Annotated in this window: 10 protein-coding genes; 2 read left to right on the top strand and 8 right to left on the bottom strand. The window is 73.2% G+C overall.

Features of this window, described 5'->3' with window-relative positions; genetic code table 11:
• Position 1: 1 nt before the first annotated feature.
• The gene (locus ACWGSR_RS14865) at positions 2–1069 is read right to left on the bottom strand and encodes an energy-coupling factor ABC transporter permease (protein ID WP_453566637.1); all 1068 of its coding nucleotides are present in this window, start codon (positions 1067–1069) and stop codon (positions 2–4) included.
• Positions 1070–1212: 143 nt separating this feature from the next.
• Here ACWGSR_RS14865 and ACWGSR_RS14860 point away from each other — a divergent pair, with 143 nt between their 5' ends.
• Positions 1213–1611: an SsgA family sporulation/cell division regulator gene (locus ACWGSR_RS14860; RefSeq protein WP_376239247.1), complete on the top strand. Its 399-nt coding sequence runs from the start codon at positions 1213–1215 to the stop codon at positions 1609–1611.
• Positions 1612–1742: 131 nt separating this feature from the next.
• Here the strand turns inward: ACWGSR_RS14860 and ACWGSR_RS14855 are convergent, their stop codons facing one another.
• Both ACWGSR_RS14855 and ACWGSR_RS14850 read right to left on the bottom strand, forming a co-directional pair.
• Complete coding sequence (locus ACWGSR_RS14855) at positions 1743–3923, bottom strand: MMPL family transporter (RefSeq protein WP_453566635.1); 2181 nt, start codon at positions 3921–3923, stop codon at positions 1743–1745.
• 136 nt (positions 3924–4059) lie between these two features.
• Positions 4060–4632 carry a TetR/AcrR family transcriptional regulator gene (locus ACWGSR_RS14850; protein WP_376239251.1) on the bottom strand — a complete coding sequence of 191 codons (573 nt, stop codon included), beginning with the start codon at positions 4630–4632 and terminating at the stop codon, positions 4060–4062.
• A 190-nt stretch (positions 4633–4822) separates the two neighbouring features.
• Here ACWGSR_RS14850 and ACWGSR_RS14845 point away from each other — a divergent pair, with 190 nt between their 5' ends.
• Positions 4823–8161, top strand: coding sequence for a S41 family peptidase (locus tag ACWGSR_RS14845; RefSeq protein WP_453566632.1), 3339 nt, complete (start codon positions 4823–4825; stop codon positions 8159–8161).
• A 3-nt stretch (positions 8162–8164) separates the two neighbouring features.
• Here ACWGSR_RS14845 and ACWGSR_RS14840 read toward each other — a convergent pair whose 3' ends face one another.
• From ACWGSR_RS14840 to ACWGSR_RS14820, 5 genes are all read right to left on the bottom strand, one after another.
• Entirely contained in the window at positions 8165–8659 is a 495-nt protein-coding gene (locus ACWGSR_RS14840) for a GNAT family N-acetyltransferase (RefSeq protein WP_453566630.1), read from the bottom strand.
• A gap of 116 nt (positions 8660–8775) precedes the next feature.
• Positions 8776–8976, bottom strand: a complete 201-nt coding sequence (locus ACWGSR_RS14835) for a hypothetical protein (RefSeq protein ID WP_376239262.1) — start codon at positions 8974–8976, stop codon at positions 8776–8778.
• Between the two features lie 143 nt (positions 8977–9119).
• Entirely contained in the window at positions 9120–10001 is an 882-nt protein-coding gene (locus tag ACWGSR_RS14830; RefSeq protein WP_453566628.1) for an SDR family oxidoreductase, read from the bottom strand.
• On the bottom strand, positions 9998–10909 hold the full coding sequence (locus tag ACWGSR_RS14825) for an alpha/beta fold hydrolase (RefSeq protein WP_453566783.1): 912 nt from the start codon (positions 10907–10909) through the stop codon (positions 9998–10000). Before ACWGSR_RS14825 ends, ACWGSR_RS14830 begins: the two co-directional genes overlap by 4 nt.
• 8 nt (positions 10910–10917) lie before the next feature.
• The gene (locus ACWGSR_RS14820; RefSeq protein ID WP_453566626.1) at positions 10918–12441 is read right to left on the bottom strand and encodes a flavin-containing monooxygenase; all 1524 of its coding nucleotides are present in this window, start codon (positions 12439–12441) and stop codon (positions 10918–10920) included.
• Positions 12442–12465: the final 24 nt, after the last annotated feature.

Here is a 12465-nt window from a genome sequence, read left to right as displayed (position 1 = left end):
GTCAGACGCTTTCCGGTGCGGCGGCGCGCCGGCGGCGGACGACCAGGAAGACGCCGGTGCCGACGGCCAGGGTGGCGCCCACGCCGATGACGCCGGCGAGGCCGCCGGAGAGGCGTTCGGCGGCGATGCCCCGGACGCCGTAGTCGGCGAGCGGGGAGTCGGCGGTGGCGTGCTCGTACTCCTCGGCCTTGGCGTCGATGCCCTTGTCGGCGGCGACCTTCTCCAGGCCGTCGGGGCTGGCGGAGGCGTAGAAGGAGACGAAGCCGGCGAGGACGAGGGCGGTGACGACGCCGCCGATCCACAGCTTCCCGGGAGAGCCCTGGGCGGGAGCGGCCGGGGCGGCGGGCTCGGCGTCGACCAGTTCGCCGCCCACCCGGAGCTTGAGCGGGGCGGTCAGGCCGCGCGCGCCGTACACCAGGTCGGGGCGGACGGCGAGGACCGCGCCGACGGTCAGCATGGTGATGACGGCCTCGCCGATCCCGATGAGGACGTGCACGCCGACCATCGCGGTGAGGACCTTGCCGACGGGGACGTCGGTGGTGCCGCCGATCGCGTAGATCAGGGTGAAGGCGGCGGCCGCGGCCGGTACGGAGACGAGCGCGGCGGCGAAGGAGGCGGCGGTCACCGAGCGGCGGGTGCGCGGCAGGACCAGGACGAGGCCCCGGAAGAGCGCGTAGGCCACGACGACGGTGACGACGCCCATGACGTCGATGTTCACGCCGAGCGCGGTGAGGCCGCCGTCCGCGAAGAGGACGCCCTGCATGAGCAGGACGACCGATATGCACAGGACGCCGGTCCAGGGGCCGACGAGTATCGCGGCGAGCGCGCCGCCGAGGAGGTGTCCGCTGGTCCCGGCGGCGACCGGGAAGTTCAGCATCTGGACGGCGAAGACGAAGGCCGCGACGAGCCCGGCGAGCGGCGCCGTCCGCTCTCCTCCGTAGCCTTCGGCACGGGAGGTGCCCCCAAGCTCGCGGCGGGCTCCGCGCAGGCTGACGGCGACGGCGCCGGCGGCGACGACACCGGCGACGGCCGATACGGGGGCGTTGATGAATCCGTCAGGTACATGCACGTCGGAATGATGGGCGTTCCTGCGAAGGCCTTGCAAGAGCGCATGGGTCACATCATGGCCGCACCTTTCCCCGCATGAGCCGTGCGATCACGGGGAAGGAGTGCCACATTGGCTTATAAGAGGACAAAAGTCAGGAGCCACCGATGGCCACCGCACCCGCCCCCGCCGTCGACGACCGTGCCAAGGGTCGGATCATCAGCGACGCCCCGCTCTCGCGGCCCGTCCCGGTGGCCCTGCGCTACGACCCCGGCTACTCCCCGGCGACCGTCCGCTTCGTCTTCCCCGGCGCCGTCGAGTGGTCCTTCCCGCGCGCCCTCCTGGAGACGGGCCTGCGGACCCCGACCCGCCGCGGCGACATCGGCGTCTGGCCCTGCGGCCGGGTGCAGACGGTGGTGGAGTTCCACACGGAGGAGGGGGTGGAGGTGGTCCAGTTCGACACCGCCGCCCTGGCCCGGTTCCTGCGCCACACGTACTCCTCCGGGCCCTCCGCCACCTCCCGCACCCCGGGCCCGGGCACGCGAACGCCGTCGGCGCGCCGCTGACGGGCGACACGCCGACGGCGTCGGGCACAGGACCCGGTCGGACTCAGACCTTCACTAGGCCGGACTCAGGCCCTCACCCGGCCGGATTCAGACCTTCACGAGGCCGGACTCAGGCCCTCACCCGGCCGGACTCAGACCTTCACGAGGTCCGGCTTCTCCTCCGAGCCGGTTCCGCCGACGTGCGCGGCGAGTCCCTCGCCCTCCACGTCCACGTTCGGCAGGGCCCGGTCCAGCCACTTCGGCAGCCACCAGGCCTTGTGGCCGAGCAGCGCGAGGACGGCCGGGACGATCGCCATGCGGACCACGAAGGCGTCGAAGAGGACCGCGACGGCCAGGCCGAAGCCGATCATCTTGATCATCTGGTCGGTCATCCCGATGAAGCCGGAGAAGACCGCGATCATGATCACCGCGGCGGCGGTGACCACCCGGGCGCTGTGCCGGAAGCCGGTCACGATCGCCTCGCCGGGACGCTCGCCGTGCACGTACGCCTCCCGCATCCGGGTGACGAGGAAGACCTCGTAGTCCATCGCGAGGCCGAAGACGACGCCCACCATGAAGATCGGCATCATCGACATGATCGGGCCGGTCTGCTCGACCCCGAAGAGGCTTCCGAGCCAGCCCCACTGGAAGACCGCGACGACCGCGCCGAGGGCCGCGACCACCGAGAGCAGGAAGCCGAGGGCCGCCTTCAGGGGGACGAGGACCGAGCGGAAGACCAGGGTCAGGAGGAGGAAGGCGAGGCCGACGACGAGGGCCAGGTAGGGCACCAGGGCGTCGTTCATCTTCTGCGAGAAGTCGATGTTCATCGCGGTGGCGCCGGTGACGAGGACGTCGTCGCCGGTGGCGTCGCGGATGTCGTGGACCAGGTTCTCGGTGGCGGCGGAGGACGGGCGGTCCTTCGGGACCACCGTGATCATCGCGGCGTCGCCGGCCTTGTTCGGGGTCGCCGGGGTGACGGCGGCCCAGCCTTCGAGCTTCTTGATCGCGGAGACCGTCTTGTCGGCGGCGGCCCCGTCCCCGTCGACGACGACGAGCAGCGGGCCGTTGAAGCCGGGGCCGAAGCCGTCGGACAGCATGTCGTACGCCCGGCGCTCGGTGGTGGAGACCGGCTTCACGCCGTCGTCCGGCAGGCCCATCTCCAGGGAGGCGGCGGGCACCGCGATCGCGCCGAGGCCGAGGACGCCGACGAGGAGCACGAGCACGGGGCGGCGGATGACGAACCGGGCCCAGCGGGTGCCGCCGTTCGGCTTCTCCTCCTGGCCGGCCTTGCCGTCTCCGGACGCCGCGCCCTTGCGCTGCTTGCGGCCCACGACCTTGTCGCCGGCGAAGCCGAGCAGGGCCGGGATCAGGGTGAGCGCGATGAGGACGGCGATGACGACCGTGCCGGCGGCGGCGAAGCCCATCTTCGTCAGCATCGGGATGTTGACGACGGCCAGGCCGACGAGGGCGATGACGACGGTGAGCCCGGCGAAGACGACGGCGGAACCGGCGGTGCCGGTCGCGCGGCCCGCGGCCTCCTCCTTGTCCCGGCCCTCGGCCAGCTCCGCGCGGTAGCGGGAGACGATGAAGAGGGCGTAGTCGATGCCGACCGCGAGGCCGATCATCATCGCGAGGGTGGAGGTGGTGGAGCCGAGGTCGAGGACGTTCGCGAGCGCCGCGATCGAGGAGACGCCGATGCCGACGCCGATGATCGCGGTGAGCAGCGGGAGTCCGGCGGCGACGAGCGAGCCGAAGGTGATGACGAGCACGATGCCGGCGATGACCACGCCGACGATCTCGCCCGCGCCGGTCTCGGGCATGGTCTGGAGGGCGTCGCCGCCGACCTCGACCGTCAGGCCCTTGCCCTGCGCCTGGTGCCCGGCCTCCTTCAGGGCCTCGCGCGTCGCGTCGGTCAGCTCCATGGCGTTGACCTTGTACGCGACGGAGACGTAGGCGGTGGAGGCGTCCTGGGAGACGGCCCGCGTGGTGTACGGGTCGGCGACCGAGACGATCTGGTCCGAGCCCGACTTCAGCGCGGCGACGGTCTCCTCGACGACGGCCTTGTGCGCCGGGTCGGTCACCTTCTGGCCCTCGGGGGCCTTGAAGACGACGCGGGCGGTGGCCCCGTCGGCCCCGGCGCCCGGGAACCGCTCTTCGAGCAGGTCGAAGGCGCGCTGGGCCTCGGTGCCGGGGATCGAGAAGGAGCTGGAGGTGGCGGCGGGCGCGGTCGCGGCGCCGACGCCGGCGAGCGCGAGGAGCGCCACCCAGAGGAGGGCGACGAGCCGTCGGCGCCGGAAGGCGGAACGGCCGAGCTTGTACAGGAACGTGGCCACGGGGGCGTACTCCCGGTGTTGAGGGACAGGGGCATGGGGAGCCGGCCCGACGGCGTGAGCGGCGCGACGTCAGGTGGAGAGGGTGGTGCGGGCGGTGCGAGTGGTGCCGGGGGCCTCCGGGGAGGTCCCGTGGGGCTCAGACGCCGAGTGAGGGGAGCACGACGGCGTCGACGTAGGCGCTGAGGAACGCGTGGTCGACCGGCTGATCCTCGATCAGCGGGCGGGCGACGAACGCTCCGATCAGCATGTGCGGGACGAGCTTCAGCGCCGGGTTGGCGGCGTCGACCTCGCCCCTGCGGACCGCTCGGCGCAGCACTTCGTCGAAACCGTTCATCTCGGGTTCGATGAGGAGTTCGCGCAGCGCCCGGTGCAGGTCGGGGTTGTCGTGGACGGCATGGGCCAGGCCCCGCATCAGCGCGGAGTCCTTCTCCATCTGGCAGTCGTCGGTCCGTTCGAGCATGACCCGGAAGTCGCCGCGCAGCGAACCGGTGTCGATCTCGGAGAGGTCGGCCGGCTTGTTGGCGCGCAGCGCCCGGGCGACCAGCTCGGGCTTGCTCCCCCACTGGCGGTAGAGGGTGGCCTTGCTGGAGTGGGTGCGGGCGGCGACGGCGTCCATGGTGAGGGCGTCGTAGCCGACCTCGCGGAGGAGGTCGAGCACGGCCGCGTACAGCTCGGACTCCCGCTCGGGAGTGAGTCTGCTGCGTGCCATGCCGTGTCTCCTGCCCGGTGCGTCGACGGAGTGCGAACGAAACGGTTTCGTACAGTACGAAGATACTCCCGCCCCCAGCGAAACGAAACCGTTTCGTACGTGTCCTGGGCCACACCCGGGCCCCTCCCGCGTGCCCGCCCGCAAACACGTACGAGTTGCCACGCCCCCTCCGCCCGGAAAGCATGGGGAGGTGAGTGACGACGTCGCGTATCTCCGCTTTCCGCACCTCCACGACGACCTGCTGTGCTTCGCCGCCGAGGACGACCTCTGGATCGCCCCGCTCGCGCCCGAGGGGCAGCGCCCCGACCGGGCCTGGCGCCTCACCGTCGACCGGACCCGGGTCGGGCACCCGCGCTTCTCGCCGGACGGACGCCACATCGCGTACACGAACTGGCGCAGCCTCGACCCCGAGATCCAGCTCGTCCCGGTCGACGGCGGGGCCGCCCGGCGGCTCACCTACTGGGGGTCGACCGACACCCGGGTCTGCGGCTGGACGCCCCCCGACAAGGACGGCCGCTCCGAGATCCTCGCCGTCTCCTCGCACGGGCAGCCCTTCTCGTACTACTCCTGGGCCTACACCGTGCCCACCGACGGCACCCCCGGCCGCCGGCTGCCCTGGGGCCCGGTCTCCGACATCACGGTCACCGACGACACCACCGCCCCCGGCCACGACGGCGAGCGCTGCACGCTGCTGCTGACGGGCAAGCCGCCGCACGAGCCCGCCGCCTGGAAGCGGTACCTGGGCGGCGCCACCGGCCGCCTCTGGCTGCACGGCAAGCGGCTGCTGCCCGACATCGGCGGGCACCTGGACTGCCCGATGGCCGTGGGGGGCCGGATCGCGTTCCTCTCCGACCACGAGGGCGTCGGCAACCTGTACTCCTGCCGGCCCGACGGCACCGACCTGCGCCGCCACACCGACCACGCCGAGTTCTACGCCCGGCACGCCTCCAGCGACGGGCGGCGGGTCGTCTACCAGTGCGCGGGCGAGCTGTGGGTCGTGGACGCCCTCACCCCCGACTCCCGGCCCCGCCGCCTCGAAGTGCGGCTCGGCGGCCAGCGCGTGGGACGGCGGAGCTACCAGGTGCCGGCCGCCCACCACATCGACTCCCTCTCCGTGGACGAGACCGGCCGGGCCAGCGCCGTCTCCGTCCGGGGCAGCCTGTACTGGCTGACGCACCGCGACGGCCCGGCCCGCACGATCATCGACTCCCCGGGCGTCCGGGTGCGGCTGCCCGAGATGCTCGGCAGCGGCGGCCAGGTCGCGTACGTCACCGACGCCGACGGCGAGGACGCCGTCGAGGTCGCCCACCTGCCGCGCGCCAGCGGCGACCGGCCGCCGCGCCGGCTCGCCTCCGGGGACCTCGGCCGGGTCGAGGAGCTGGTCGCCGACCCGGACGGCGAGCGGCTCGCCCTCGCCTCCCACGACGGCCGGCTGCTCCTCCTGGACGCGAGCGAGGAGACGAACGGCGAGGTCACCGAGCTGATCAGGTCCGTCAACGGGCCCGTCCGCGACCTCGCCTTCTCCCCCGACGGCGACTGGCTGACCTGGTCCCACCCCGGCATCGGCCGCTCCCTGCGCTCCATCAAGATGGCCCGGATCTCGGGCCCCGGCGCCCGCACGGTCGTGGACGTCACCAACGGGCGCTTCGAGGACGAGAACCCGGTCTTCACCCGGGACGGGCGCTACCTCGCCTTCCTCTCCTGGCGCGGCTTCGACCCGGTGTACGACGTGCACACCGGCGACCTGTCGTTCCCGCTGGGCTGCCGCCCCTACCTCGTGCCGCTCTCCTCCGCGACCCCGTCCCCCTTCGCGCTGCTCCCGGACGGACGCCCGGCGGCCGGCGGCCTGGACCCGGCCGACGACGACACGGCGCCGGCGGAGGGCACGGTGACGGTGGAGATCGAGGGGCTCGCCGAGCGGGTCACGCCGTTCCCGGTGGCCGCCTCCAAGTACTCCGGGCTGCACCCGGTCAGCGGCGGCGGCCTGGTCTGGCTGCGCTGGCCCATCTCGGGCGCGCTCGGCGAGACCTTCGCCAACCCGGCCGACACCTCGGGCCGCCCCACCCTGGAGCACTTCTCCATCACCAAGGCCCGCAAGAGCGAACTCGCCTCCGACCTGGACTGGTTCGCGGTCAGCGGCGACGGCACCCGGCTCGTCGTGGCGGACGAGGGCGAGCTGCGGGCGGTGCCCGCGACCGAGGCCGGGGACGGCGACTCGACCGTCTACCTGGACCTGCGGCGCATCCTGCACGAGGTCGATCCGGGCGCCGAGTGGCGGCAGGCCTTCGACGAGGCCGGGCGGATCGTCCGCGCCTACTTCTGGGAGCCCGGCATGGGCGGGGTGGACTGGACGGCGGTCCTCGACCAGTACCGGCCGCTGGTCGAACGGGTCTCCTCCCCCGACGAGTTCGCCGACCTGCTGCGCGAGGTGATGGGCGAGCTGGGCACCTCGCACGCGTACGTCACCCCGGCCCGCCGCAACGAGGGCCCGCCGCACTACCAGCGGCCCATGGGCCTGCTCGGCGCCAACCTCGTGCCCCGCGAGGCCGGCTGGACGGTGAAGCGGATCCTGCCCGGCGAGTCCTCCGACTCCAAGGCCCGCTCCCCGCTCGCCGGTACGGGCATCCGCGAGGGCGCCGTCCTCACCCACGTCGACGGGCGGCCGGTGGACCCGGTCGCCGGGCCGTACCCGCTGCTCTCCGGCACCGGCGGCACCACCGTCGAGCTGACCTTCACCCCCGCCGAGGGCGAGGGACGCGCCCGCCGCGTCGCCGTCGTCCCGCTCGTCGACGAGCGCCCGCTGCGCTACCAGGACTGGGTCGCCAAGCGCCGGACCGTGGTCCGCGAACTCAGCGGCGGGCGCTGCGGCTACCTCCACATCCCCGACATGGGCGGCTCCGGCTGGGCGCAGTTCAACCGCGACCTGCGCATGGAGGTCTCCCGGCCGGCCCTCATCGTGGACGTGCGCGGCAACGCGGGCGGCAACATCAGCGAGCTGGTCATCGAGAAGCTGACCCGCCGGATCCTCGGCTGGGACCTCACGCGGAACGCCCAGCCCGTCAGCTACGCCTCCAACGCGCCGCGCGGCCCCGTCGTCGCCCTCGCCGACGAGGCCACCTCCTCCGACGGCGACATGATCACCGCCGCCTTCAAGCTCCTGGGCCTCGGCCCGGTCGTCGGGCAGCGCACCTGGGGCGGGGTCGTCGGCATGACCGGCCGCCACCGGCTCGGGGACGGCACGCAGATCACGGTGCCGATGAACGCGGCCTGGTTCCCCGAGTACGGCTGGTCCCTGGAGAACCACGGCGTCGAGCCCGACCTCGCGATCCTGCGCACTCCCCTGGACTGGGCGGAGGGCCGCCACGCCCAGCTCGACGACGCCGTCCACGTCGCCCTCGCCCTCCTGGAGGAGACCCCGGCGGCGAGCCCCCCGGCGTACGAGGAGCTCCCGGACCGCTCCCGCCCGAAGCTCCCGCCGAGGCCGCGGGATCAGGGCCTGTCCGGCGGATCAGGGTCGGACAGGCCCTAGGCCCTACCCGACCCCGTACGCCAGGTCGAGCTCGTACGACGTGCCCGGCCGGCCGTCCAGCACCACGCTGCCGACCGCGCCGAAGCCGACCCGCCCGAGCACGGCCCTCGATCCCGCGTTGTCGAGGGTCGTGACGGCGGTCAGCCGGCTCAGCCCGTACTCCTCGCGGGCCAGCCGGCACACCTCCCGGACCCCGGCCGTCGCCAGCCCGCGCCCGGCGGCCCGCTCGGCGACCCGGTAGCCCAGCTCGGCGCCCCCGTCGGCGACGTCGACCAGGTTGAACCGCCCGAGGACCTCCCCGCCCTCCCCCAGGAGCACGTGGAAGTGGATCGTCCCGGTCTCCTGCTCGTCGAGCAGCGCCCGGTGCCGCTCCTCGAACCCGCTGAAGTACGCGTCGCCCCGGTCGGGCACGGACGCGGCGAAGTAGCCCCGGTTCTCCCGCTCGAACACGAGCAGGGCGGGGGCGTGGTCGGGGCGCAGACGTTCGAGTACGGCCATGGGCGCCACCGTACGGAGATCCGGCGGCGGGCGCGCGGGAGTTGTGGGCGGTGGCCGAAAACGCGCGAAGGCGCACCCGGTCTCCCGGGTGCGCCTCCGGTGCGAACCGGCGGACGTCAGGCCTGGCGGCCCTGGGGTCGGCGGTCCTGGGGCCGGCGGTCCTGGACCTCCTGCTGGGCCCGGTCCTGCGCGCCCTGGGAGCGGTCGCGGCCCTGGGAGGCGCGCTCGGACGCCTCGTCCTTCGCCTTGCCCATGGCCTCCTTGGCCTGGTTCTTGAGCTGTTCGGCCTTGTCCTTGAACTGGTCCTGCACGCCCATGGAAGTTCACTCCTGTGAGAGGTGTGGGGGAGGTCGGGGACGTGGTGTCCCCGGCCTCGATCAGCCTCGCACGAGCGAACATTCCGCGCATTTCGATCAGTTACGGACCGTGAAGGACGGAGGTCGGGCGCGGGGGCCGGGGGTCAGACCTTCTCCGTCCGCTCCTGCTCGTCGGCCGCGCCGCCCGCGCCCACGAGGCCCTTGGAGACCGTGCCGAGGCGCGGCTCGAAACGCTTCATCTCGCGCTGCCCCACGGTCGCGATCACGCCGGGCAGGTAGCCGCGGATCGACTGCATCCCGCGCAGCCACCACTGGGCGTAGACGTGCGGCGAGCGCCGCTCGATGCCCGCGACGATCCGGTCGACGGCCGGGCCGAGGGGGTACGTGCGGTTCGACGGCCACGGCAGCCGCTGGCGCAGCTCCCGCATGACGTCGTCCTCGTCGGCGCCCCGCACCATGTCCGTGTCGGTCCAGGAGAGGTAGCCGACGCCGACCTTCACGCCCTTGTACGCCACCTCGGCGCGCAGGCTGTGCGCGAAGGCCTCCACGCCCGACTTGGAGGCGCAGTACGCCGTCATCATCGGGGCCGGGGTGATCGCGGCGAGCGAGGCGATCTGGAGGAAGTACCCGCGGGACTCCATGAGGACGGGCAGGAACGCCCGGCCGGTCACGGCGCCGCCGATCAGGTTGACCTCGATGACCCGCCGCCAGGCGGTCGGGTCGGAGTCGACGAACGGCCCGCCCGACGCGACGCCGGCGTTGGCGACGACGATGTCGACCTTCCCGAACCGCTCCTTCACCTCGGTCGCGACCCGGGCCATCGCCTCGTGGTCGGTGACGTCGGCGTGCCACCAGTCGGCCTCCGTGTGGAGCCGGCCCGCGACCTCCTTGAGCTGCTCCGGCTCCAGGCCGACGAGCGCGATCTTCGCGCCGCGCGCGGAGAGCTTGCGGGCGAGGAGTTCGCCGACGCCGCGGGCCCCTCCGGTGACGACCGCGACCTGTCCTTCGAGACTCACCCTGCTCATGCGTCCTCCTTGGCGTTCACGGTGGTGTCCTTCACGCCCAGGTACGTGAGGGTCAGTTCGCGGATCTGCGCGGTGACGGCCTCCGGGGCCTCCACCGGGGTCATGTGGCCCATGCCGGTCAGCTCGACGAAGGCGGTGCAGTGCGGCAGCGCCCCGGCCATCGCGCGGGAGTGGGCGGCCGGGGTGAGCCGGTCGGCGGTGCCGACGATCACGGCGACCGGCAGCCGCAGCGCCCGCACGCCGTGTTCGAGGTCGAGTCCGGCGAGGACCTGCGACCAGCCGTGGCGCGGGCCGCGCGGGCAGGCGTGCACGATCCGGGCGCAGGCGTCGACCTTCTCGGGCGCCGAACCGGGGCCCATGGTCGCGTACTTGAGGACCTTCTTCGAGACGGCGTTGACCGGTCCGAGCGGCGCCTTGGAGCCGAGGACGGCCTTGGTGAGGCGGGTGCGCAGGCCGCCGGGCCGCAGCGGCACGACGGTGGCCTCGGCGGTCAGCCGCGCGGGGCCGGTGGAACAGAGCAGGACGGCGGCGGCGTGGTCGCGCAGCCCGTGGCGCTCGGCGGCGGCCATGATCGTCATGCCGCCCATGGAGTGCCCGGCGATCACGGCCCGCTCGCCGGTGGCGAGGGTGGCGGAGAGCACCGCCTCCAGGTCGTCGGCGAGCGCGGTGGTCGAGTAGCCGCCGGGGCCGGGGTCGGGCGAACGCCCGTGGCCGCGCTGGTCGTAGGCGATGACCCGGTGGTCGGCGGCGAGCGCCCGTATCTGCTCGGCCCAGAAGGCGATGGAGCAGGTCCAGCCGTGGGCCAGGACGACGGCGGGGGCGCCCTCGGGGCCGTACACCTCGACGTGGATGCGGGAGCCGTCGGTGGAGGTGACGGTGAGTTCGCGGGCTCCGGGGAGCGGGGTCAGGTGCCGGCTCACTGGGCGGCCTCCTTCGTGCGGGAGGAACGGGACGTGGCGGGGGCGGTCCTGGGCGCGCGGATCACCTCGTACTCGGAGAGGTCGACCTGCCGGGTCTCGCGCCGGAACTCGCCGGTGGTGCCCGGCCAGAGGGTGGTGTTGCGGCCGTTGGCGTCGAGGTACCAGCTCTCGCAGCCGCCGGACTTCCAGACGGTCCGCTCCATCCGGGCCTGCACCTTGCGGTTCCAGGAGTGGACGGCGGAGGGCCGGACGGCGAGGGCGGCGCGCCCGCCGAGGACGTTGAGCTGGCGCAGGTAGTCGGCCATGTAGTTCAGCTGGGACTCGATCATCAGGATCATCGAGGAGTTCCCGAGGCCGGTGTTGGGGCCGATGATCGTCATCCAGTTGGGGAAGCCGGCGGCGGTGGCGCCGCGCAGCGACTCCATGCCGTCCTTCCAGGCGTCGGCGAGCGAGTGCCCGTCGGCCCCGAAGACGCGCGAGGCGATCGGCATGTCGGTGACGTGGAAGCCGGTGCCGAAGACGATCGCGTCGACCTCGGTCTCGCTGCCGTCGGCGCCGACCAGGGTCGAGCCGCGGACCTCGCGCAGGCCGGAGGCGACGACGTCGACGTTGGGCCGCGCGACCGCCGGGTAGTACGTGTTCGACAGCAGGATCCGCTTGCAGCCGATGCGGTACGAGGGGGTCAGCTTGGCCCGCAGCACCGGGTCCTTGACCGCCCTGGCGATGTTGGCCTTGGCGAGCTTCTCGACGAGGCCCAGCTCGCCGGGGTGCTTGGTGAAGGCGCCGACCTGGAGCTCGCGGATGCCCCAGAGCAGACCGCGGCGCAGGGTGGCGGTGGCGGGCAGGGCGCGGTGCAGCCGGCGCTCGATGCCCGTGATGTTCCGGTCCATGCGGGGCATGACCCACGGGGGCGTGCGCTGGAAGAGCGTGAGCTTCCGCACCTCGGGCTGGATCGCGGGCACGATCTGGATGGCGGAGGCGCCGGTGCCGATCATGGCGACGCGCTTGCCGGTGAGGTCGTAGTCGTGGTCCCAGCGGGCGGAGTGGAAGACCTTGCCGGGGAAGTCGGCGAGCCCCGGGACGTCCGGCACCTTCGGGTCGGAGAGCGGTCCGGTCGCGGAGACGACGACCTCGGCGCTGAAGGACCCGGAAGAGGTCTCGATCTCCCACCTCAAGGCGTCGGCGTCCCACTCCATCCGCAGCACCTCGTGGTTCAGGCGCAGGTGCGGCCGGATCCCGAAGGTGTCGGTGACGTGCTCCAGGTACGCGCGGATGTGCCGCTGCCCGGAGAAGGTGCGGGGCCAGTCCGGGTTGGGCGCGAAGGAGAAGGAGTAGAGGTGGGAGGGGACGTCGCAGGCGCAGCCGGGGTAGCTGTTGTCGCGCCAGGTGCCGCCCACGGAGTCGGCCCGCTCCAGGACCACGAAGTCGGTGATGCCCTCGCGGCGCAGCCGGACGGCGGCCCCGAGGCCGCCGAATCCCGATCCGATCACCGCCACCCGTACGTGCTCGTGCTTCGCCATGCCGCCTCCCGTGCGCCCGGCTGA

The organism is Streptomyces sp. NPDC055632, assembly GCF_053618675.1.
This window is presented reverse-complemented; position numbering and strand designations above follow the sequence as displayed.